A 23,041-nucleotide genomic window follows, 5' to 3' on the forward strand; every position below is an offset into this window, starting at 1 on the left:
TTCGCCGTCGCGATGCGCGCGCTTGCCGCGGCCGCGATCGCAGCAGTCGCCGTCCTCGCCGGACTGACCGGCTGCTCATCGTCTGCGACCAACGCCGCGGACCTCAAAGTGGGGGATTGCCTCAAGCTGGGCGGCACCGCCGACCGGCCGGAGGCCAGCAAGGTCGCCTGCGGCAGCCCTACGTCGAACTTCAAGGTTGCGGCCACTGTCGCCGACCGCGATCAGTGCCCGGACGACGTCGACTCCTCGTATTCGATGCGGAACGCATTCAGCGACTCGACCAACACCGCGTGCCTCAATATCGACTGGGTGGTCGGCGGTTGCATGAGCGTGGACCCGGAGCACAACGCCGACCCGGTCCGCGTCGACTGCGACGACAAATCAGCACCGCATCGCCAACGCGCCACCCAGATCCTCACTGATCTCCGGGACCCGGTCAGTGTCGATCAGTGCGCCAGCGGCGTGGGCTACGCGTATGCCGATCAGCGGTTCACGGTCTGCGTTGAGGATGTCGCCTGAACGTCGCGACCGCCGTCGGGCTTAGGAATCGCCAGGTCGGCGTGTAGAGTGAGGTCGTTCTGGGCCAGATCGGCCCGAGCAGGTGCGGTTCGCGCGATCCGCGCGCACCGTCCCAGCGCGTCACAGCGCGACCGCGAACGCAGAAGGGCCACGTCTGTATCGGGCGGTCTTCGGTAGTGGCTGCCGGATGAGCTGTCCGGCCGCTTCGATCGACGGCCGTAGCCGTATCCAGGCCGGTTCTCTCGGGTTGCGCGTGACCGCGCGAAACAGCTGAAAACGAACCCAGAGAGGCCGCACGGACTCCATGTCTGTAGCTGAAATTGAACAAGGCGTGTTCGAATCCACCGCCACTATCGACAACGGGAGCTTCGGCACCCGCACCATCCGCTTCGAGACCGGCCGGCTGGCCCAGCAGGCCGCCGGCGCCGTCGTCGCCTACCTCGACGACGAGACCATGCTGCTCTCGGCGACCACCGCCAGCAAAGCGCCGAAGGAGCACTTCGACTTCTTCCCGCTGACGGTCGATGTCGAGGAGCGGATGTATGCCGCGGGCCGCATCCCCGGCTCGTTCTTCCGGCGGGAGGGCCGGCCGTCCACCGACGCGATCCTGACTTGTCGGCTCACCGACCGCCCGCTGCGCCCGTCGTTCGTCGACGGCCTGCGCAACGAGGTCCAGGTTGTGGTGACGGTGATGAGCCTGGACCCCAACGACCTGTATGACGTGGTGGCGATCAACGCCGCGTCGGCCTCTACCCAGTTGGCCGGCCTGCCGTTCTCCGGCCCGGTCGGCGCGGCGCGGGTGGCACTCATCGACGGCACCTGGGTGGCTTTCCCGACCGTCGAGCAGCTCGAGCGGGCGGTGTTCGACATGGTGCTGGCCGGCCGGACGCTCGATGACGGTGATGTCGCGATCATGATGGTCGAGGCCGAGGCCACCGAGAACGTCATCGAACTGATCGACGGCGGCGCGCAAGCGCCGACGGAAACCGTTGTGGCCGAGGGGCTGGAGGCAGCTAAGCCGTTCATCGCCGCGTTGTGTGCCGCGCAGCAGGAGCTTGCCGAGGCGGCCGCCCGGCCGACCGCCGACTATCCGGTGTTCCCGGACTACGGTGACGACGTCTACTACTCGGTGTCCTCGGTGGCCACCGACGAGCTGTCGAAAGCGTTGACCATCTCGGGCAAGACGGAACGCAACGACCGCACCGACGAAATCAAGGCCGAGGTGCTCGAGCGGCTCGCCGACACCTACGCGGGCCGCGAGAAAGAGGTGAGCGCGGCCTTCCGTGCGCTGACCAAAAAGCTGGTGCGCCAGCGCATCCTGACCGATCACTTCCGCATCGACGGCCGCGGCATCACCGACATCCGCGCGCTCTCAGCTGAAGTGGCCGTGGTGCCCCGCGCGCACGGCAGCGCGTTGTTCGAGCGCGGTGAGACCCAGATTCTCGGGGTGACCACGCTGGACATGGTCAAAATGGCCCAGCAGATCGACTCGCTGGGACCGGAAACCTCCAAGCGCTACATGCACCACTACAACTTCCCGCCGTATTCGACCGGGGAGACCGGCCGGGTCGGCTCGCCCAAGCGGCGCGAGATCGGCCATGGCGCGCTGGCCGAGCGGGCGCTGGTGCCCGTCCTGCCCAGCATCGAGGAGTTTCCCTACGCCATCCGGCAGGTGTCCGAAGCGTTGGGCTCCAACGGTTCCACGTCGATGGGATCGGTGTGCGCCTCGACGCTGGCGCTGCTGAACGCCGGTGTGCCGCTCAAGGCGCCGGTGGCAGGCATCGCGATGGGCCTGGTGTCTGACGACGTCGAGGTTGAGGCGGCGACTGGCACTACTACTGAGCGTCGGTTCGTGGCGCTGACCGACATCCTCGGTGCCGAAGATGCGTTCGGCGACATGGACTTCAAGGTCGCCGGCACCAAGGACTTCGTCACCGCGTTGCAGCTGGACACCAAGCTCGACGGGATTCCGTCGCAGGTGCTGGCCGGAGCGTTGTCGCAGGCCCGCGACGCGCGGCTGACCATCCTGGAGGTGATGGCCGAGGCCATCGACGCCCCCGACGAGATGAGCCCGTACGCGCCGCGGGTCACCACGATCAAGGTGCCGGTGGACAAGATCGGGGAGGTGATCGGGCCCAAGGGCAAGATCATCAACGCGATCACCGAGGAGACCGGCGCGCAGATCTCCATCGAGGACGACGGCACCGTGTTCGTCGGCGCCACCGACGGCCCGTCGGCGCAGGCCGCCATCGACAAGATCAACGCGATCGCCAACCCGCAGCTGCCCAAGATCGGGGAGCGGTTCCTCGGAACTGTGGTCAAGACCACCGATTTCGGCGCCTTCGTGTCGCTGCTGCCCGGACGCGACGGGCTGGTGCACATCTCCAAGCTCGGCCGCGGCAAGCGGATCGCCAAGGTCGAGGACGTGGTCCACGTCGGCGACAAGCTGCGGGTGGAGATCGCCGACATCGACAAGCGCGGCAAGATCTCGTTGGTGCCGGTGGACGAGGACAGTCCTGCAGCCGCGTCCTCCGAGCCTGCTGCAGCCACTGGCGATTCGGGGGCCGCGACAGCCGATGCCGCGTCCGCCAGCAGTTAAGACCGGCGCGCTGCGCCGCGGCCGGCACACGGCTGAACCGTCTTCTGCGCTGCGCCGTAGCACGTTGCCCGGTGGCCTGCGCGTGGTCACCGAGTACCTGCCGGCGGTGCGCTCAGCCTCAGTCGGTGTCTGGGTGGGCGTGGGTTCACGCGACGAGGGCGCCACGGTGGCCGGGGCCGCGCACTTCCTGGAGCATCTGCTGTTCAAGTCGACGCCGACACGCACCGCGGTGCAGATCGCGCAGGCGATGGACGCTGTGGGCGGTGAGCTCAACGCCTTCACCGCCAAAGAGCACACCTGCTACTACGCGCATGTGCTCGACAGTGACCTGGCGCTGGCCGTCGACCTGGTCGCCGACGTGGTGCTCAACGGACGCTGCCTGGCCGACGACGTCGAGCTGGAACGCGACGTGGTGCTGGAAGAGATCGCGATGCGCGACGACGACCCCGAGGACGCGCTCGGAGATCTGTTCCTGGATGCGATGTTCGGCGATCACCCGGTCGGTCGTCCGGTGATCGGCACCGCACAATCGGTGTCGGCGATGACTCGCTCTCAGCTGCGCTCATTTCATGCCCGGCGCTACACGCCCGAGCGGATGGTGGTCGCGGTGGCCGGCAACGTCGACCATGACGACGTGGTGGCGCTGGTGCGAGAACATTTCGGGCCGCGCCTGGTGCGGGGACGGCGTCCGGTGGCGCCGCGCAAGGGCACCGGACGGGTCGTCGGGCGGCCCCGGTTGGCGGTGACTAACCGGGAGGCCGAGCAAACCCATCTCTGTCTGGGAGTGCGTGCGCCGGGCCGGCATTGGGAGCATCGCTGGGCGCTGTCGGTGCTGAACACCGCCCTGGGCGGCGGCCTGAGTTCCCGTTTGTTCCAACAGATCCGCGAATCCCGCGGCTTGGCGTACTCGGTCTATTCGTCGCTGGACATCTTCGCCGACAGCGGTGCGCTGTCGGTGTATGCCGCCTGCTTGCCGGAACGTTTCGGCGAAGTGGTGCGGGTGACCACCGACGTGCTCGATGCCGTGGCACGCGACGGCATCACCGAATCCGAGTGCCGGATCGCCAAAGGTTCACTGCGCGGCGGACTGGTGCTGGGCTTGGAGGATTCCGGCTCACGGATGAACCGCATCGGGCGCAGCGAACTGAACTTCGGCGAGCACCGCAGCATCGAACGAACGCTGCACGAGCTGGACAAAGTCACCCTCGACGAGGTCAATGCGGTGGCCCGCAGGCTGCTGAACAAACCCCACGGCGCGGCTGTTCTCGGTCCGCACAAGTCGAAACGATCTCTGCCACAGCAGCTTCGGGCAATAGTACGGTAGCGCCATGGTACTGGGCTTCTGGGATCTCGAGGTGCCAGTGGTCGGTGCGCCGATGGCCGGCGGTCCCGGTACACCGGCGCTGGCTGCGGCGGTCTCGAATGCGGGCGGCATGGGGTTCGTCGCCGCGGGCTACCTGAGCCCGGAGCGGTTCGCCGATGACATCGCAGCCGCCCGCGCGGCGACCAGCGGTCCCATCGGGGTCAACCTGTTTGTTCCGCAACCCAGCGCCGCCGACTATGTGCAACTGGACCACTACGCGGACCAACTCGACGAACTGGCCGAGCACTACGAGGTCGAGGTGGGCCGGCCCCGGTTCGGCGACGACGACAACTGGCAGCGCAAGCTCGAAGTCGTGGCCGACGTACGGCCCGAGGTGGTGTCGTTCACCTTCGGCGCCCCGCCGCCCGATGTTCTGCGGTGGTTCGGTGCGCTGGGCATCGTGCTGCTGATCACGGTGACGTCGGCCTACGAGGCAGGCGTCGCCATTGCCGCAGGAGCGGATGGCTTGGTGGTGCAGGGCCCGGACGCCGGCGGTCACCGTGGCACGTTCGCGCCGGACATGCAGCCCGGCCGCGAGTCGCTGGACGAACTGCTGGGCCGCATCAGCGCCGCCCACCACGTCCCGCTCATCGCCGCGGGCGGCCTGGGCGGCGCCGAGGATGTCGCCAGGGTTCTGCAGAGCGGAGCGGTGGCCGCTCAAGTCGGGACCGCGTTGCTGCTGTCCGACGAAGCCGGGACCAATAGCGCTCATCGCACCGCGCTGCAGAACCCCCAGTTCGGCAAGACGTTGGTGACCCGAGCGTTCTCCGGACGGTATGCGCGCGGCTTGGAGAACGATTTCACTCGGCTGCTCGACGACGTTGCGCCGCTGGGCTATCCCGAGGTCAACCACATGACATCGCCGATTCGCAAGGCAGCGGTCGCCGCCGATGATCCGCACGGGACAAACCTCTGGGCGGGAACGGCTTTCGCCTCGGCCCGTCCCGGGCCGGCCGCGGATATCGTCGCGTCCCTCGCCGCCGGTTGATCGATGAGCAGCTGAGCGGAGCTATCATCGCCGGATGAGCGAATCCGGCCCGCCGTCGGTCACGGCCAGTGTGCACATCAACGCCGACGCCGATGCGGTATATGCACTTGTCACCGATCTGGCGACGTTGGCGTCGATGGCTGAGGAGACCGTCGCGATGCGGTGGCGCAAAGGCGACGCGGTCCGACCGGGTGCCGTGTTCACCGGACGCAACCAGAGCGGCAACCGCCGCTGGAGCACCACCTGCACGGTGACCGACGCCGAGCCGGGCCGGCGATTTGCATTCGATGTGCGTTCGACTGGCATCCCGGTAGCGCGGTGGTGTTACGACTTCAACGCGGTCGAGGGGGGTTGCCACGTCACCGAGAGCACGTGGGACCGCCGGCCAGGATGGTTTCGCAAAGTTGCCGGCCTGGCCACCGGCGTCAGCGACCGCGCGTCGGTCAACGCCGATCACATCCGGCTGACGCTGCAGCGCCTCAAAGAGCGCGCGGAAACCGGTTAACGCAGTATCTCCCGCCGCGACGGAATCACCGTTAACATATGGCTGTCGTTGCCCTCGGCGGGAAGGGGTAGATGTGCTCACCGTGCTCGAGCGGGTCTTGGATTTTCGGCTCACCTTCGTCGAACTCGTCTGCATCGCAGTGCTGTTGGCTGTGCCGTACCTGGCGATCGGTATTGCCTGGGCCAGTACGCACAGCGCTCATTTCGAGCAGCTGCAGGGGTTGGACCTGACGGCGTCGGTGCTCGGGTCGATCCTGTTGTGGCCGGTGCTCGGCTTTAGCGGCGTCTGCCACGCCTGAGCGCCGATGTTGCTCACCCTGGTGCGCCGGCTGATGCACTACCCGATCAGCATCGGGGCGCTCGTCGAGGTCGCGCTGTTGTGCGCAATCCCCTATCTGATCGTCGGCGCAATCGTCGCCGGCACCTACAGTGAGGGTCTGCGCCAGGCGCAGGTCGAGCAGGGCACCGACGGGTTGATCGCGCTGATGGCATCGATCATCTCCTGGCCGGTGCTGCTGTTCGCCCACTCCTGCACGCTGTGACGGGGCCAGGTCAGGCTTCGTCGTCGTCGTTGAAGAACCGTTCGGGATGGTGATAGTCGTTGGTTCTGGGTTGGCCGTGGTCGAGCTTGGGTGGTGGAATCCATTGAGTGGCACCGTTAGCGAGATTGACTGTGTGCCAGCCTCTTTCGGCAAGGTCATTGTCGGATTTGCAGGCTAGGGTCAGGTTGTCGATATCGGTGTTGCCGCCGCTGGCCCAGCTGGTTATGTGGTGGACTTCGCTGAAGTGGCCGGGCATGTCGCAGCCCGGACGGGTACAGCCACGATCTCTCGCATACAGCACGACGCGTTGATCCGGTGATGCTATTCGCCGCGTTCGACCCAGATACAGCGGCCGGCTCTGGTGGTCGTCGAACACGGCCAGGTAGTGGTAGGCGTGGCTGGCCATCCGGATCAGGTCCCGCATGGGCAGTAGCGTGCCGCCCGCGGTGACGGCATGGCCGCTGCCCGCATTGAGCTCCTTGAGAGTGGTGGACACGATCACGGTGACCGGCAAGCCGTTATGCACACCAAGTTTGGGGTCACCGAGCTGACCGCGCACCAAAGCATTGAGCGCGTCGTGTTGGCGCTGGGCGTGGCTGCGCAGATCCCGGGCCGCCACATCCGCAGTGGGTTGTCCGTCGATGCACGGGGCAAAGTCGTCGGGATTGCACGTGCCGGGGGCGGCGAAGCGAGCGAACCACGCTTCGAGATTGGCGCGCAGTTCCGGGGTGGCAATCAGTTTGGCGATGCTCATGCCGTCGCGGCGTTGGCCGCACCAAGTGAATCCGCGTTGGCGGGCGCGGTCCTCATCAGAGAACTTGCCGTCGGGATTGATCAGCGTTGCGCAGCGGTTGGCGACCTTCTCCAGCTGGTCGGGCCGCAGCAAGGTCGCCTGTTCGGCGAGAAAGCGTTCGGCTTGTTCGACGGTTTCCGGCGGGGTGGCCTCCGGCAGGTCGCGGATGAAGGTCTGAATCACCCGCAGATGCTGTTGGTCGAGCTGCCCGTCGCGCCACGCTTGAGCGGTGCCGGGCAATTCGGGCGGCAACGGCTGGCCGGTCAGGATGACCCGCGGGGCCAGTTGCTGCGCATCCCGTAACCGGCGACGCGCCTCGGCGGGGCTGATGCGCAACCAGTCGGCCACCACCTTGGGCGCCGGGCCGCCGATCTCGGCCAAGTCCTCCTCGGCAAGGCCGGCGATCAGATCGTGGCTGCTCACTACCTGGGAGCGGCGCGCGGTTTCCAATCGCTGCAAGACGCGCAGCCGTATCGCCGGCTCGTACTTGCCGAAGTCGAGTGCATCGATCCCCTCCACCGCCGCGTCCAGCGCGTCAAGGCGCGCGGCCACCGCCGGGGGTAGAGAATCGCAACCCGAATCCATGGTCGAAAGCTATCCATGCGGACCGACATGGATTCTGCGCGTTCTGTTCAACTACCGGCTCGAATTCCTCCGCTGTGGATAAACCTCTAACTGTGGATTAACGGGGGGCGCCGGGGGGTGACCGTGACCCGAGCGTGCCGCGGCGTACAACCACGCACGTTCGCGCGAAAAGCAATCCCGGCTAGGGTTGTGACCATGCGGGTAGGAGTGCTGGGGGCCAAAGGCAAAGTCGGTGCGACGATGGTGCAGGCGGTGCAGGCCGCTGACGACCTGACCTTGTCCGCTGAGGTGGATGCCGACGAGCCGCTGAGCCTGCTGACCGACAGCCAAACCGAGGTCGTCATTGACTTCACCCATCCTGACGTCGTGATGGACAACCTGAAGTTTTTGATAGACAACGGGATTCACGCCGTTGTCGGCACCACCGGCTTCACCGACGAGCGACTCCAACAGGTCCGGTCGTGGCTGGCCGCCAAACCGGGGACCGCGGCGATCGTCGCGCCCAATTTCGCGATCGGGGCGGTGCTGAGCATGCATTTCGCTAAGCAGGCCGCACCGTTCTACGACTCGGTCGAGGTCATTGAACTGCATCACCCGCATAAGGCCGATGCGCCGTCGGGCACTGCGGCGCGCACTGCCGAATTGATCGCCCAGGCACGAAAAGACTTGCCGCCCAATCCCGATGCCACCAGCACCAGCCTGCCCGGAGCGCGCGGCGCTGACGTCGACGGTGTCCCGGTGCATTCGGTGCGGCTGGCCGGCCTGGTCGCTCACCAGGAGGTATTGTTCGGCACCGCGGGAGAGACGTTGACGATCCGCCACGACAGCATCGACCGCACTTCGTTTGTGCCGGGCGTACTGTTGGCGGTCCGCCGCGTCGCCGAACACCCGGGTCTGACCATCGGCATCGAATCGCTACTCAACGTGCAATGACCACCGCCGTGCGCCTGCAGCTGTTGATCGCGTTCATGTGCGCGGCGCTGCTGGTCTACCTCGCGCTGCTGGCCCGCACCGCTGTCGTAATGATCGGCTCCGGCCGCGCCGCGGCCATCGGCCTGGGAGTGGCGCTGTTGGTCCTGCCCGTCATCGGTCTGTGGGCGATGGTCGCCACCCTGCGCGCCGGGTTCGCACATCAGAAGTTGGCCCGGCTCATCGCCGAGGACGGACTGGAACTCGACGTCAGCACGCTACCGCGGCGGCCGTCTGGCCGCATCGAGCGGCAGGCCGCCGACCGGCTATTCGAATCGGTGCGCACCGAGTTGCACGACGATCCGGACAACTGGCGGCGCTGGTACCGGCTGGCCCGCGCCTACGACTACGCCGGTGATCGCGCCCGCGCCCGGGAGGCCATGAAGAAGGCCGTCGAGCTGCAGAGGCGGCGATGAGCACAACGCTGTTGATCGTCCACCACACGCCATCGCCGCATTGCCAGGAGATGTTCGAGGCCGTGCTGGCCGGCGCCACCGATCCCGAGATTGAAGGTGTGGAGGTTGTGCGGAGGCCGGCGCTCACGGTCTCGCCGACCGACATGTTGGAGGCCGACGGCTACCTGCTGGGGAGTCCGGCCAACCTCGGCTACATGAGCGGCGCGCTCAAACATGCCTTTGACGTCTGCTACTACCCCATCCTGGACGCCACCGGCGGGCGACCGTACGGGCTGTTCCTGCACGGCAATCAGGGCACCGAAGGGGCCGAAAAGGGTGTCGACTCCATCACCACCGGGCTCGGCTGGGTGAAAGCCGCTGAGACAGTGGTGGTGTCGGGGAAGCCAACCAAAGACGACCTTGAAGCGTGCTGGAACCTTGGGGCCACCGTTGCCGCGACCCTGATGGGCTGAGTGGCCACGGCCACGCGGCGAAGTCGCACCCCAGGGCTACTTAGGGAGAAGCGAACGAACGAGTCGACGTGGTCCCAACGGCCGGAGCATGTAGCTGGCCGGCCGCGGCCTGACTCGTAGCGGCCACCAGAACCATCGTCCGAGCAGCGCCGCGATCGACGGCGTCATCAAGGAGCGCACGATCAGGGTGTCGAACAGCAGGCCCAGACCGATCGTGGTGCCGGCCTGGCCGATCGAGCGGAGGTCACTGGCGGCCATCGACATCATCGTGAAGGCGAACACCAGGCCCGCGGCCGTCACGACACCACCGGTCTCGCCCATCGAGCGGATGATGCCAGTCTTCAGTCCCGCACCGATCTCCTCCTGGAACCGTGACACCAGCAACAAGTTGTAGTCCGATCCCACGGCCAGAAGAATGATCAACCCAAACACCGGTGCGATCCAGTTCAGCTCTAAGCCAAAGAGGTGTTGCCACACCAACACCGACAGACCGAAAGCGGCACCCAGCGACAACAGTACTGTCCCGACGATCGCCATGGACGCGACCAGGGCCCGTGTGATGAGTACCATGACGACGAAAATCAATGTCAGAGCCGCTATTCCGACGATCAGCAGGTCATATTGGGAGCCGGCCTGGATGTCGCGGTAGACCGCTGCCGTTCCGGCCAGGTAGAACTTGGCGCCAGTGAGCGTCGTGCCCTTCACCGCTTGGTGCGCGGCGTTGAGCGCCGGTTTGACCGCAGCAATGCCGGCCGGAGTCGCCGGGTCCGTGTCGTGGGTGATGATGAACCGGGCAGCTTTGCCATCCGGTGACAAGAACAGCTTTAACCCGCGCTGAAAGTCCGGGTTTTGAAAGGCTTCCGGAGGCAAATAGAAGTAATCGCCACTCTTGGACGCGTCGAAGGCCTGGCCCATCGCGCTCGCTGTATCGGTCATCTGAGCCATTTGCGTGACCAGGCCCGAGAAGCTGCTGTGCATTGTGAGCAGGGTGCTCTGCATCGACTTTGCGACGGCGATGATGGGCGGAAACTCGGCGAGCATCTCGGGCAATAGTGCGTCGACGTTGTTCAGGTCCATGATCAGCGTGCTCATATTCTCGCTGAACTTGTCCACGCCGTCGATTGCCTCGAACGCCGATCTGGTCGCGGAGCATACCGGGATGTTGAAACAGTGCGGTTCCCAGTACAAGTAGCTGCGGAGCGGCCTGGCGAAGTCGTCGAAATCCGCGAGATGGTCCCGCATCTCATCCAGAGTGGCCTGCATGGTCTGCATGTCACCGACCATGTGATGGGTCGTGCTGCTCATTTGTTCGAGCAAGCCTCGCACACGTTCCATTGAGTTGATGATGGCGCCGAGATCGTCGCTCATCTTGAGCATGTCGGCCGTTCGATCCCTCATGAACTGAAGGTTCTGCTGGATCGGAATCGATTGAGCGCTTATCTGAAACGGTATCGATGTGTGCTCGATCGGTCCGCCCAACGGGCGCGTGATGCTTTGCACCATGGCGATTCCCGGCGAGCGAAACACATCTTTGGCGATCCTGTCGAGGATGATCATGTCACCGCTATTTCGCATGTCGTGGTCGCTCTCGACCATCAGGATGTCGGGATTCATTGTCGCGGCGCTGAAATGACGCTCGGCGGCGGCATACCCGATGTTTGATGGCAGGTCAGACGGTATGTAGAAGCGGTCGTTGTAGCTGACCTTCATGCTCGGCATGATCAGGATGCCGATGATCGCGATGACGAGGGAGGTGGCGAACACCGCGCCGGGCCAACGCACCGCAGCGGTGCCGACCCGTCGCCAACCGTGAACTTTTACCACCTTTTTCGGGTCGAGCAGACCGAATCGACTGGCCACGGCTACGACGGCCGGCGCTGCGGTCATCGCCCCCGCAACGACGACGAGCAAACCCAACGCCGACGGAATTCCCAGCGCCTTGAAGTACGACAATCGCGCCAGGTGCAGGCAGAAGGTCGCTCCGGCGATCGTCAGACCCGAACCCACAATGATGTGAGACGTACCGCGAAACATGGAGTAATAGGCCGTTTCTCGGTCTTGACCGGCCTGGCGAGCCTCCTGGTAGCGACCGATCAGAAAAATCGCGTAGTCGGTTCCCGCCGCGATCGCCAGCGAGGACAGCATGGCGACGACGAACGTCGAGAATCCCAACAAGCCGGCGTTCCCAAGCAGCGCGACAAGCCCTCTGGCGGTACCCATCTCGAAGCCGACCATGACGAGCACCAGCAGCACGGTGCTGATCGAGCGATAGGCGATGAAGAGCATGATTATGATGACCACGCCGGTCACGCCCATCATTGTGAACATGCTCTTATCGGCAGCTTCGTTCATGTCGGTTGTCAGCGCAGCCGGACCGGTAACGTATACCTGCAGACCGCTCGGGGGCCCGGACCGGTCGACAATGTCCCGCACTGCCTTGATCGACTCGTTACCCAGCGTGCTGCCCTGGTCGCCGGCCAGATTGAGTTGGACGTAGGCGGCTTTGCCGTCTCGGCTCTGCACGCCATCGGCGGTCAGCGGGTCTCCCCAGACGTTCTGGACATGTTGCACGTGCTTGGAGTCAACCCGCAGTTTCTGCACCAGCTCGTCGTAATAGCGGTGCGCCTCCTCCGCGAGCGGGCGATCGCCTTCCAGGATGATCATCGCGATGCTGTCGGAGTCCGACTCGTGAAAAGTGTTGCCAATGCGCTTGGCTGCGATCATTGCCGGAGCATCTTGCGGCGACATCGTGACCGCATGGTCACGCGCGACCGATTCGATCGGCGGCACGAAAACGTTGAGGGCGACCGTCAGGAGTAGCCATGCCACCAGGATCGGCACAGCGAACCTGCGGACGAACCGCATGTATTTCGGACGGGCCTGGTTGTCAGCGTTCATGCGGCCTTCACCAGACAAGACGTTTGTGCGTGGTGGCCGGTCGAGGACCGTTGGTCCTTGACCTCGTCGTTGACGACGATGCGACACCCGATGTCGTCGCTGTCGCCCTGTGCTACGACGCTGGCGATCACCGCCGGCACGGTCGTGGTGATCGTGAAGGTCCAGGGCAGGGTAGTGAAGTCCGTGTGTTCCGGTTGGGCCGTCACATCTAGGTAGCTCACGCTCCCTGTTGTCCCGCTGGGGCCGTAAATCTCGTAGGTAACCCGCTTGACGTGGGACGCCTTGAGTGGCGCCGCGCTGCTGCCGGTCGCGGAGAAGATTTCGTCAGACCCGAAAACGCCGCGAAGCCGGTCGACGGCAACACCGCCGAGGGCAACTGCCGCCACCACAACGACTGGTACCCAAGCCCGTCTCAAAAAAGTCAGCATCGGGATCTCCCTTCGGCAGGTTTCGTCGCCAGCATATACCCTAGGGGGTATGGTATAAAGGAACCATGGCAATCGAAGAGAACCGCACCGCATCACAGAGGGCCGATGCCGCCGGATACGACCCGGGCGATATCGACGCCGTCCTTGCCCGGTTACGTCGAGCCCACGGTCAGCTTGGGGGCGTCATCTCGATGATCGAACAGGGGCGCAGCTGTAAAGACGTCGTCACCCAACTGGCCGCGGTGTCGCGGGCACTGGATCGCGCCGGCTTCAAGATCATCGCCTCGGGTCTGCGCGACTGCATCACGCGGTCAGACGCTTCACCTGCTGACCGGCTGTCGATCGATGAATTGGAAAAACTATTTCTGAGCCTGGCCTGATACCCGGGCGTGCGAAAGAAGGGAAGACAGGTGGTACCCGCCGAAAGTCGCCGAGCCGAATCGAAGGTGACGCTGTGGTTAGACCCGGTGTGTCCATTCTCGTGGAACACCGCACGGTGGCTGCGTATCGCCGCCGAGAAGACCGGCTTAGCTGTCGATTTGCGACTGATGAGCTTGGCAGTCCTCAACGAGGGACGAGAACTCCCACCCCCACAACAGGCCCGCATGCGCGACTCGCAACGAGCTGGCCGGCTGATGGCTGCCATAGCGCCTGAACAGAACGCCGGCGGGTGGAGCGCCGCATATTTCGCCTTCGGTGAGCGCTACTTCGACCGATCCGAACCCCTCGACGACAGCCTCGTCGCCCACGTGCTGGCAACGGTGGGTAGCGCCGCCGAGCCCGATGCAGATGCGTCCCTCGACGAACTGGTACGACGTTCGCACGAGGCAGGTCAGGAAGCGCTCGGTGAGACCGGCGGCAGCCCGATTCTGCGGATCGGTGAGCGTGCCTTCTTCGGGCCGGTCTTGACCGGACTGCCCGATGAGACGGTGGCGACCGCGTTGTTCGATGCAGTCGCCACTTTGGCCGCCGTCGACCAGTTCACCCAGCTGCAACGGCCCCGTCCTTAACTAATTTTGGGTAGTCCGGAAGCGAGATGAGGAGGAACACAATGACGCCAGGGTTGAGCACCACGTTGCACACCTCGTTCGAGGAGGCGGTGAAACGGACCACCGACGCGCTCGCTGAGCAGGGTTTTGGCGTGCTGACGACCATCGACGTCAAAGCCACCCTGAAAAAGAAGCTGGGCGAGGATATGGAGAATTATCTGATCCTGGGAGCCTGCAACCCGACGCTGGCACATCGCGCCCTGGGCGTCCACCGCCAGATCGGCCAATTGCTGCCATGCAACGTGGTGGTGCGAACCGATCGTGACGGCGCAGACGACGCCGTTCTTGTTGAAGCGATGGATCCGCAAGTCATGGTCCAGGTAACCGGCGAACCGGGTGCTCTGCAGGAGGTCGCAGACCAGGCCACCGCCAAACTGCAAGCTGCCATCGGCGCGCTTGAGCAACCAACTCCCGCGCGCTGATCCGCTGGGCGCTGAAACGCGCCGGATCAAGCGCGGCGAGTGCTGTACTGGTGTCCGGTGCGGCCGTTGGACGACTACACCGACCCGGCACGTCGAGGCCGATCGGTGACGTCAGCTCCTGACCCGAGCGACGATGCGGTGACGAAGAACCGGAAGGAAACGGTGATGGCTTCAGCGAGCGCGGTGACTGAGATTCCACGTGACCACAGCCCCTTCTCGACGACGGGGGTCTCCCGCGACTCAACCGGCGTCCCGCGCTATGACGAGTTACCGGCCACGCTGCTGGACATGCTTGCCGAGCATGTCCAAACCCGGCCCGACAGCGAGGCGTTGGTCGAGGTGGGCTCCGATCGTTTGACCTACCGGCAGTTGTGGGATCGCGCGGCCCGGGTGGCCGGCGGGCTGCGGGCCGGTGGGCTGCGGCGAGGTGACCGCGTCGCGCTGCGTTATCCCGCGGGCATCAATTGGGTGCTTGCGTTCTGGGGCACGGTGATGGCCGGCGGGGTGGCAGTGCCGGTGAACACCCGGTCGGCCCGGCCCGAGGTTGAATTCGTCGTGTCCGACGCCGGCGCCCAGCTGGATTTGGTCGACACGCCGTTACCCGACGGCGAACCCTATGTGGTCGACGGGCTCGAGCGCCGCGACATCGCGGCGATCTTCTACACCTCGGGAACCACCGGACGTCCCAAAGGTGTACCAACGACTCACGAGGCATTCCTGACCAACGCCGAGAACATGATTCGGTGCCTGGGGCAGCCGCGCGACCTCGGTGAGGAGTTGCGCACGCTGATCTCGGTGCCGCTGTTTCACGTGACCGGCTGCAACTCCCAACTGCTGTTCGCCGGGTATGTCGGCGGCGCGTCGGTCATCATGCCCGCGCTGAACCTGGCCCAGCTGGTCACCGTGCTTTCGGCCGAGCGCATCTCATCCCTGGTGACCGTGCCGGCCGTGTACGCATTATTGTTGCGGCACAGTGACTTCGCAGCATCGGATGTCTCCAGCGTCCGTTGGGTCGGTTACGGGGGCGCGCCGATTGCGCCGTCGTTGGTCAGGTCGGTGAAGCAGGCGTTCCCGCAGGCCACCGTGTTCAACGGGTACGGCATGACCGAAACCGCCTCGCTGATGACCGTGCTACCCGACGACGACGCCGTCGAGCACGCCGACTCGGTCGGGTATGCGGTGCCCTCGGTTGACCTCGGCGTGGTCCGCTATGGCGATGATCCGGCCGTGGGTGAGTTGGTCGCGCGCGGCGCCAACGTGACGGACGGCTACTGGGACCGGCCGGACGCCACCGCGGCCACGATCGTCGACGGCTGGCTGCACACCGGTGATGTAGTCCGGGTTGACGATGCGGGCCGAGTGCACATCGTCGACCGGCTCAAGGACATCATCAACCGCGGTGGCGAGAACGTCTCCAGCGTCGAAGTCGAGGCGGTATTGCTGTCGGCACCCGGCGTCGCTGACGCCTGCGTGCTGGCGGTCCCCGACGAGGTCATGGGGGAGAAGGTCGGCGCCGTGTTGGTCGGCGAGCAGATCGACGTGGCAGCGGTGCTGGACTACTGCCGCGAACAGCTTGCCGACTTCAAGATTCCGCAATACGTGACGGTGGCCGGCGAGCCACTGCCGCGTAATCCGGGTGGCAAGCTGCTCAAGGGCCAGTTGCGCGAACACGTGCAGTGGGGCGCTGCGCTGCGATGACCGTGCTGATCGCCAACCGCGGCGAAATCGCGCTCCGGATCATCCGCACCGCAACCGAATTGGGTATCGGCACCGTCGCGGTCTATGCCGAAGACGATGCCGACAGCCCGCATGTGCATGCCGCCGATGAAGCGATCGGACTGTCCGGCAGCGGGCCCGCGGCCTACCTGGATCACGCCGCGGTCCTGGCGGCGGCCAAGCAGTCCGGCGCGGCGCTGATTCACCCCGGCTACGGGTTCCTCAGTGAGAACGCCGCATTCGCGCGCGCCTGCGCTGCGGCAGGGTGCACATTCGCCGGGCCCGATGCCGATCTGCTGGAGTTGTTCGGCAACAAGACTGCAGCCCGCAACGCCGCGGCCGCGGCCGGGATTCCGGTGCTGGCCGGCACCGACGGGCCCAGCAGCCTGGACGACATTCGTCGGTTCTTCGCTGCCCAAGCCGAAGCGATAGTGATCAAGGCCTTAGCCGGCGGCGGAGGCCGGGGAATGCGAATCGTACGCCGCCGAGAGGACATCGACGACGCGTACCGCCGCTGCGCTGCCGAGGCGCAACTCGGCTTCGGCAACCCGGCTGTGTTCGCCGAGGTGTTGTTCGACGGCGCACGCCATATCGAAGTACAGATCGCGGCGACACCGGACCACGCACGTGCACTGGGGGACCGAGACTGCAGTATCCAGCGGCGCTACCAGAAGCTCGTCGAAATCGCTCCGGCGCAGGGCCTCTCGACGTCACTGCGAAGCGAGCTGCACTGCGCGGCAGCGCGGCTGTGCGCTCAGGTGCGTTACCGCGGACTGGCCACGGTCGAATTCCTGGTCACAGGCGAACGGTTTGTGTTTCTCGAGGTCAACCCGCGCCTGCAGGTCGAGCACACCGTCACCGAGGAAGTCACCGGGATCGACCTGGTCGCCCTGCAGTTGGCGATCGCAGACGGCGCGACGCTCGACGAACTCGAATTGCCGGCCGGAATCGACGGAGTCGACGTGGTGGCCGAACCTGCTGCGACTCGCGGCATCGCGATCCAAACTCGGGTCAACATGGAGACTTTTGCATCCGACGGGTCGGTGCTGCCCGCGGCCGGCACCCTGTCGGTGTTCTCGCCGCCGAGTGGGCCCGGGGTGCGTGTTGACACCTACGGTCGTCCCGGGCTGACCCCGAGCCCGGCCTACGACTCGCTGCTGGCCAAAGTGATCACCCATGTGCACGGGTCGTCTTTCGCTGCGGCGCTGCGCAAAGCGCAGACGGCGCTGGGCGAATTCGGCATTGAAGGCATCCGCACCAATATCGCGTTCCTGCAGGAGTTACTGGCGGACAGTCAGATTCAGACCGGTATAGTGACGACGGGCTTTGTCGACGAGAAGCTTCCTACGTTGGCGGGAGCCATCATCGGTCAACCCCAAACCCCGACTGCGCCGCTTGAGTTGTACCCCGGTGAAGAGGCGCTGCGGGCCCAACTCGCCGGCACCGTCGTGGAGATCGCACCCGAAGGCGTGGACTTGGCAGCCGGGACGCAGTTGGTGGTACTTGAAGCGATGAAGATGCAGCACGTGCTCACCGCACCGGATGCGGTGCACACCGTGCGCAACCTGGTGGCGCCCGGACAGGTCGTGGGCACCGGAGACCCGTTGGTGGTTTTCAGCCGCACCGCCGCCGGTGCCGAAGGCCAAGCGGCCGCTGAACTCGACTTGGACCGCGGCCGCGGCGATCTCGACGAGGTCCGTCGCCGCCACCTGCTCACCCTGGATGAGGGTCGGCCGGCCGCGGTGTCCAAACGGCGCAGCCAGAATCGCCGCACCGCCCGGGAAAACATCACCGACCTGGTGGATCCGGGCAGCTTCGTGGAATACGGCGGGCTAGCGGTTGCCGCGCAGCGCAGCCGGCGATCCGAGGAGGATCTGATTGCCAATACGCCCGCGGACGGTTTGGTGGCGGGTCTGGCCACAATCGGCGGGGGCGAGGCGGTGGTGGTGTCCTATGACTACACCGTGCTCGCCGGCACCCAGGGCATGCGCAATCACGCGAAGACCGACCGCGTCTTCGATTTGGCGGCCCGCAAGCGCATTCCGGTGGTGTTGTTCGCCGAGGGCGGCGGCGGTCGGCCCGGTGACACCGACGTGGCCAACATCGCCGGCCTGGACGTGCCGACCTTCCGCGCGCTCGGCGCGCTGAGCGGCCGGGTGCCGCTGGTGTCCATCGTCTCGGGACGCTGCTTCGCCGGCAACGCCGCGCTGGCCGGAACTTGCGATGTGATCATCGCGACCCCGGACGCCAACATCGGCATGGGCGGCCCGGCGATGATCGAAGGTGGCGGGCTCGGCGTCTACCGGCCGGAGGACATCGGACCGATCGACGTGCAGCGGCGCAACGGGGTGGTCGGACTGGCCGCCCGCGACGAGGCGCATGCGGTAGCCCTGGCCAAGCAGTATCTGTCCTACTTTCAGGGCAGCATCGACGGCTGGGCGGCGCCGGACCCGCGCCTGGCTCGACATGTGGTGCCGCAGAACCGGTTACGAGCCTACGACGTGCGCCGGGCCATCGAATCCGTTGTCGACGTGGATTCGGTGCTGGAGGTGCGGCCGGACTACGGCGTCGGAGTGGTCACCGCGCTGGTGCGTGTCGAGGGCGCACCGTTCGGGCTGCTGGCGAACAGCAGCCATCATCTCGGCGGCGCCATCGACGCAGAGGCGGCCGACAAGATCGCCGACTTTTTGATCGTGTGCGAATCGTTTGGCCTGCCGATAATCTCGCTCTGCGATACGCCGGGATTCATGGTTGGGCCGGACGCGGAAAGGGAAGCTGCGGTGCGGCGGTTCAGCCGGCTGTTCGTGCACGGCGCACGTTTGACCGTCCCGTTTGGAATGATCATCCTGCGCAAAGGTTACGGGTTGGGGGCGATGGCGATGGCAGGCGGATCATTCCATGCGCCGGAGTTCACCGTGGCCTGGCCGACCGGCGAGATCGGCGGGATGGGATTGGAAGGCGCAGTGCGGTTGGGCTTCAGCAAGGAGCTGGCGGCCGTCGCCGATCCGGCCGAGCGTCAGAACCTGTTCGACAAACTCGTCGAGGCTGCCTACCAACACGGCAAAGCGCTCACGTCGGCCACCACCTTTGAGCTTGATGACGTGATCGACCCGGCGGATTCGCGGGCATGGATCATGAGATTGGTCCGCCGTTGACGAAAGGATGGTGCGTGTGAAAGTTGACCACAAGGTCGCGATCGTCACCGGCGGTGGCGGCGGCATCGGCGGCGCGCTGGCGGCAAAGCTGGCGCAACAGGGCGCGCGGGTTGTCGTCGCGGATTTGGATCCCGCTGCCGCGGCGGGGGTGGTTGAACAGATCAACGCCGAGCGTTCGGGCGCGGCCGTCAGTGCGGGTGCAGACGCCTCCGACGTCGCCGAGATCCGCAAGCTGATCGCATTGGCCCGAAGCGAATTCGGGCCGGTGGATCTGTATTTCGCGAACGCCGGCATTACCGGTGCCCCGGGACTGGACCTCAGTGAGGACGAGTGGGACCGGTCCATCGACGTCAATCTGCGTGCGCACATCCGCGCTGCCCAACTGCTGATACCCGAGTGGATCGAACGCGGTGAGGGTTACTTCGTCAGCACCGCGTCGGCGGCGGGGCTGCTCACCCAACTGGGCTCGGCCGCCTACTCGGTCACCAAACACGCCGCCGTGGGTTTCGCCGAGTGGCTGAACATCACCTACGGCGACCAAGGGGTTCGGGTGAGTTGTCTGTGTCCGATGGGCGTGAACACCAAGCTGCTGTACTCCGGCGAACGATCCGGCGACCCGCTCGGGGACCTCGCCACCCGGGCGGTGACCACCGCCGGTGACGTGCTGGAGCCGGCCGTGGTGGCGGACAGCGTGCTGACGGCCATCGACGAGGAACGGTTCTTGATCCTTCCGCATCCGCAGGTGCTGGACATGTACCGCCAGAAGGGCGCCGACTACGACCGCTGGCTGTACGGCATGCGCCGTTACCAGCGCAGCCTGCAGAGGGAGCCGCGATGACTGACCTCACCGGCAAAACTGCGATCGTCACCGGCGCCTCCCGCGGAATCGGGCTGGCCGTCGCGCAGCGGTTGGCCGATGGCGGCGCGAACGTCGTGCTCACTTCTCGCAAGCAGGAAAGCGCGGAGGCAGCAGCTGCACAGGTGGGCGCCAACGCCGTCGGCGTCGCGGCCCACGCTGTCGACGAAGACGCGGCGCGGCACTGTGTGGACCTCACGCTCGACCGCTTCGGCAGCATCGACATTTTGGTCAACAACGCCGGAACCAATCCCGCCTACGGCCCGCTGATCGACCAGGACCACGCCCGCTTCGCCAAGGTCTTCGACGTGAACCTGTGGGCGCCGCTGCTGTGGACCTCGCTGGCCGTCACAGCGTGGATGGGCGAACACCACGGCGCGGTCGTCAACACCGCGTCGATCGGCGGTCTGCATCACGCGCCGAACATGGGCATGTACAACGCCACCAAGGCCGCGCTGATCCACGTGACCAAGCAACTGGCGCTGGAGCTTTCACCGCGGATCCGGGTCAATGCGGTGTGCCCCGGCGTGGTCCGCACCCGGCTGGCCGAGGTGCTGTGGAAGGACCACGAAGACGCTCTATCGGCGTCGACTCCGCTAGGACGCGTCGGCGAGCCTGTCGACGTGGCGGCCGCAGTCGCGTTCCTGGTGTCGGACCAAGCGAGTTGGATCACCGGCGAGACCATGGTCATCGACGGCGGCACGCTGCTCGGCAACGCACAGGCGTTCCGTGGCTAACGTCTTAGGCGTCGACGCGGCAGCGATCGCTGACTGGTTGACGGAACTCGGGATCGAGTTCAGCCCGCCGCTGAGTTTCGACCGAATTGGGCTCGGGCAGTCGAATTTGACCTATCGGGTGCGCGACGCCCGTGGCGATCGCAGCTGGGTGCTGCGCCGCCCACCGCTGGGGACGTTGCTGGCGTCGGCGCACGACGTCGCCCGCGAGGCGCGGATCCTGTCGGCGCTGCAGGACACCGCGGTGCCGACGCCGGCGGTGTACGGCCTGACTCGGGACATCAATGGTGTTCCGCTGCTGTTAATGGAATTCGTCGACGGCTTGGTGCTGGACCGGATGTCGGTCGCGGAATCGCTGACGCCGCAGCGTCGCCGACAGATTGGGCTGTCAATGGCCAAGACGCTGGCCAAGATCCACGGGGTCGACATCGAGCAGGTCGGCCTCGACGACCTGGCCAGCCACAAGCCGTATGCGCAGCGGCAACTCAAGCGGTGGGCCGGGCAGTGGGAGCTGTCGAAGACCCGGGAGCTGCCCGATCTCGACGACTTGACTCAACGGCTGATCGCCGCGGCGCCCGAGCAACACGAATTGACGTTGGTGCACGGCGATTTCCATCTGCGCAACGTCATCACCTCGCATGTGACCGGGGAAGTCGTGGCCGTCGTGGACTGGGAACTGTCTACCCTCGGCGACCCGCTGGCCGACATGGGCAGCCTGCTGGCGTATTGGCCGGAATCAGCTGCTGAGGATCCCACCGGCGCGTTTGCGGCGGCTGCGCTGGACGGGTTCCCGGACCGCGCCGAGATGGCGCAAGCCTATCTGGCCGAAAACGGCCGCGACGCAACGACACTGAAGTATTGGCATGCGTTGGGCCTGTGGAAGGTTGCGGTCATCGCCGAGGGCGTGATGCGCCGCGCGATGGACGAGCCGCGGAACAAGGCCGCTTCGGGCACCCCGACCGCCGAACGCATCGACGCGCTCGTGCGCAGGGCCCGCGAAGTGGCCGACGACGCCGGCATCTGAACGACGGTCAAGCGCGCGAGACGCGACGGGCGACCTCGCCATACCGCTCGACGCGGTCCGGCTCGGTCAGCGCGTTGTACAGCACGAGCCGGGTCGCGACGTCGGCGTACTTGTCGGTCAACGCGTCGGCCAGCCCGTCCCACGTCGACTCGGTGGCGAAGGCGGCGATGTGCTCGTCGCTGATCTGGGCGGCCATCCCGGCGAAGTCGCCGGCCTTCTGCTTCTCCCGGATCCGGGCAGTGGTGCCCTCGAATCCGGCCTCGTCCCAGATGAACGCGTAATTGGGCGTGCTCCCGTAGAAAGCCATGCTGACGCGCACGCGTTCGCGCTCGGCGTCCCGCTCTTCGTCGTTGTCGCCGACGATCGTCAGCACCGGCACGATCACGGCCACATCCGATGCGCTGCGCCCCGCTTTCGCCGCTCCGGCGGCGATGTTCGGCACGGCGTGCCGGGCCAGGTAGCCGGGCTCGGCGATCGGATGGATGTGCACCCCGTCGGCCACTTCGCCGGCCATTCGCAGCATCCACGGATTCACCGCCGCGATATCCACTTGGGGATCAGGCGCCTCGATGGGCCCGGCGCTCCACTGCGGAGTGATGAAGTCAAGATCGTAGAACTCGCCGTGGTGATCCAGGGTTCCACTGCGAAACGCCGAGAAGCACGCCTTCACGGCGCGCACGTAGTCACGCAGCCGTGGGCCCGGCCGCTCGAAGGCCACGCCGTAGCGCCGCACCACGTGGGTGCGCACCTGAGTGCCCAGACCCAGCCGGAACCTTCCGCCGGATGCTTCCTGAAGCTCCCACGCCGCGGCCGCTGTCACGAACGGACTGCGCGGAAAGGCCACCGCCACGCCCGTGGACAGCTCGAGGCCGGGGGCGGCCTGCGCGGCCATGGCCGCGTTGAGATAGGCCGTGCGGCCCGTCTCGGTGAACAGCAGGCCGGAGAACCCCGCCGATTGGGTTCGCCGGGCGAGCTCCCCGGTTTGGCGCAGCGGGACCGGGCTCGTCATCGCGTCGACGTGCATCTGCG

General features: G+C 65.9%; 22 protein-coding genes. 18 read left to right on the plus strand and 4 right to left on the minus strand.

All coding sequences use genetic code 11. The annotated features are described in order from the left end of the window. Nucleotides 1-12 precede the first annotated feature (12 nt). The 7 genes from lppU to AC5Y49_RS08075 all read left to right on the plus strand — a co-directional run bounded on the left by lppU (nt 13) and on the right by AC5Y49_RS08075 (nt 6,515). Entirely contained in the window at nt 13-519 is a 507-nt protein-coding gene (gene lppU, locus AC5Y49_RS08045; protein WP_499885716.1) for an LppU family putative lipoprotein, read from the plus strand. 304 nt (nt 520-823) lie between these two features. Beyond that, nucleotides 824-3,118: a polyribonucleotide nucleotidyltransferase gene (locus tag AC5Y49_RS08050; RefSeq protein WP_499885718.1), complete on the plus strand. Its 2,295-nt coding sequence runs from the start codon at nt 824-826 to the stop codon at nt 3,116-3,118. Next, nucleotides 3,096-4,442 carry a M16 family metallopeptidase gene (locus tag AC5Y49_RS08055; protein WP_499885720.1) on the plus strand — a complete coding sequence of 449 codons (1,347 nt, stop codon included), beginning with the start codon at nt 3,096-3,098 and terminating at the stop codon, nt 4,440-4,442. Before AC5Y49_RS08050 ends, AC5Y49_RS08055 begins: the two co-directional genes overlap by 23 nt. 4 nt (nt 4,443-4,446) lie before the next feature. Next, nucleotides 4,447-5,469, plus strand: a complete 1,023-nt coding sequence (locus AC5Y49_RS08060; protein WP_499885722.1) for a nitronate monooxygenase — start codon at nt 4,447-4,449, stop codon at nt 5,467-5,469. Between the two features lie 34 nt (nt 5,470-5,503). Next, nucleotides 5,504-5,974, plus strand: coding sequence for an SRPBCC family protein (locus AC5Y49_RS08065; RefSeq protein ID WP_499885724.1), 471 nt, complete (start codon nt 5,504-5,506; stop codon nt 5,972-5,974). A gap of 73 nt (nt 5,975-6,047) precedes the next feature. Continuing rightward, complete coding sequence (locus AC5Y49_RS08070; RefSeq protein ID WP_499885726.1) at nt 6,048-6,272, plus strand: hypothetical protein; 225 nt, start codon at nt 6,048-6,050, stop codon at nt 6,270-6,272. Between the two features lie 6 nt (nt 6,273-6,278). Next, complete coding sequence (locus AC5Y49_RS08075) at nt 6,279-6,515, plus strand: hypothetical protein (protein WP_499885727.1); 237 nt, start codon at nt 6,279-6,281, stop codon at nt 6,513-6,515. 10 nt (nt 6,516-6,525) lie between these two features. On the opposite strand, the gene AC5Y49_RS08080 is transcribed toward AC5Y49_RS08075, so the two are convergent. Next, complete coding sequence (locus tag AC5Y49_RS08080) at nt 6,526-7,893, minus strand: HNH endonuclease signature motif containing protein (RefSeq protein ID WP_499885731.1); 1,368 nt, start codon at nt 7,891-7,893, stop codon at nt 6,526-6,528. A 195-nt stretch (nt 7,894-8,088) separates the two neighbouring features. Here AC5Y49_RS08080 and dapB point away from each other — a divergent pair, with 195 nt between their 5' ends. From dapB to AC5Y49_RS08095, 3 genes are read left to right on the plus strand one after another with little or no spacing between them, the layout of a single operon-like run. Beyond that, a complete protein-coding gene (gene dapB / locus AC5Y49_RS08085; RefSeq protein ID WP_499885733.1) occupies nt 8,089-8,826 on the plus strand; it encodes a 4-hydroxy-tetrahydrodipicolinate reductase in 738 nt (245 codons plus the stop codon). Beyond that, nucleotides 8,823-9,278 carry a tetratricopeptide repeat protein gene (locus tag AC5Y49_RS08090; RefSeq protein ID WP_499885735.1) on the plus strand — a complete coding sequence of 152 codons (456 nt, stop codon included), beginning with the start codon at nt 8,823-8,825 and terminating at the stop codon, nt 9,276-9,278. The genes dapB and AC5Y49_RS08090 overlap by 4 nt, the downstream gene beginning before the upstream one ends. Next, complete coding sequence (locus AC5Y49_RS08095) at nt 9,275-9,730, plus strand: flavodoxin family protein (RefSeq protein ID WP_499885736.1); 456 nt, start codon at nt 9,275-9,277, stop codon at nt 9,728-9,730. The genes AC5Y49_RS08090 and AC5Y49_RS08095 overlap by 4 nt, the downstream gene beginning before the upstream one ends. A gap of 36 nt (nt 9,731-9,766) precedes the next feature. Here AC5Y49_RS08095 and AC5Y49_RS08100 read toward each other — a convergent pair whose 3' ends face one another. Further along, nucleotides 9,767-12,628, minus strand: a complete 2,862-nt coding sequence (locus AC5Y49_RS08100; protein WP_499885737.1) for an MMPL/RND family transporter — start codon at nt 12,626-12,628, stop codon at nt 9,767-9,769. After that, a complete protein-coding gene (locus tag AC5Y49_RS08105; RefSeq protein ID WP_499885738.1) occupies nt 12,625-13,056 on the minus strand; it encodes an MmpS family transport accessory protein in 432 nt (143 codons plus the stop codon). The genes AC5Y49_RS08100 and AC5Y49_RS08105 overlap by 4 nt, the downstream gene beginning before the upstream one ends. Nucleotides 13,057-13,121: 65 nt before the next feature. Here AC5Y49_RS08105 and AC5Y49_RS08110 point away from each other — a divergent pair, with 65 nt between their 5' ends. From AC5Y49_RS08110 to AC5Y49_RS08145, 8 genes are all read left to right on the plus strand, one after another. Continuing rightward, a complete protein-coding gene (locus AC5Y49_RS08110) occupies nt 13,122-13,436 on the plus strand; it encodes a metal-sensitive transcriptional regulator (protein ID WP_499885739.1) in 315 nt (104 codons plus the stop codon). Nucleotides 13,437-13,502: 66 nt separating this feature from the next. Continuing rightward, nucleotides 13,503-14,066 (plus strand): mycothiol-dependent nitroreductase Rv2466c family protein, encoded by a 564-nt coding sequence (locus AC5Y49_RS08115; protein ID WP_499886329.1) that lies wholly within the window; start codon nt 13,503-13,505, stop codon nt 14,064-14,066. Between the two features lie 41 nt (nt 14,067-14,107). Then, nucleotides 14,108-14,527 (plus strand): DUF302 domain-containing protein, encoded by a 420-nt coding sequence (locus tag AC5Y49_RS08120; protein ID WP_499885740.1) that lies wholly within the window; start codon nt 14,108-14,110, stop codon nt 14,525-14,527. A 183-nt stretch (nt 14,528-14,710) separates the two neighbouring features. Then, nucleotides 14,711-16,225 (plus strand): class I adenylate-forming enzyme family protein, encoded by a 1,515-nt coding sequence (locus AC5Y49_RS08125; RefSeq protein WP_499886331.1) that lies wholly within the window; start codon nt 14,711-14,713, stop codon nt 16,223-16,225. Continuing rightward, complete coding sequence (locus tag AC5Y49_RS08130; RefSeq protein ID WP_499885741.1) at nt 16,222-19,398, plus strand: acetyl-CoA carboxylase family protein; 3,177 nt, start codon at nt 16,222-16,224, stop codon at nt 19,396-19,398. The genes AC5Y49_RS08125 and AC5Y49_RS08130 overlap by 4 nt, the downstream gene beginning before the upstream one ends. Nucleotides 19,399-19,414: 16 nt before the next feature. Then, nucleotides 19,415-20,236, plus strand: coding sequence for an SDR family oxidoreductase (locus AC5Y49_RS08135; protein ID WP_499885742.1), 822 nt, complete (start codon nt 19,415-19,417; stop codon nt 20,234-20,236). Next, on the plus strand, nt 20,233-20,991 hold the full coding sequence (locus AC5Y49_RS08140; protein WP_499885743.1) for an SDR family oxidoreductase: 759 nt from the start codon (nt 20,233-20,235) through the stop codon (nt 20,989-20,991). Before AC5Y49_RS08135 ends, AC5Y49_RS08140 begins: the two co-directional genes overlap by 4 nt. Next, complete coding sequence (locus tag AC5Y49_RS08145) at nt 20,984-22,012, plus strand: phosphotransferase family protein (protein ID WP_499885746.1); 1,029 nt, start codon at nt 20,984-20,986, stop codon at nt 22,010-22,012. The genes AC5Y49_RS08140 and AC5Y49_RS08145 overlap by 8 nt, the downstream gene beginning before the upstream one ends. 7 nt (nt 22,013-22,019) lie before the next feature. On the opposite strand, the gene AC5Y49_RS08150 is transcribed toward AC5Y49_RS08145, so the two are convergent. Then, nucleotides 22,020-23,036, minus strand: coding sequence for a TIGR03617 family F420-dependent LLM class oxidoreductase (locus tag AC5Y49_RS08150; protein ID WP_499885748.1), 1,017 nt, complete (start codon nt 23,034-23,036; stop codon nt 22,020-22,022). Nucleotides 23,037-23,041 lie beyond the last annotated feature (5 nt).

Source organism: Mycobacterium sp. NGS62 (genome assembly GCF_059812285.1).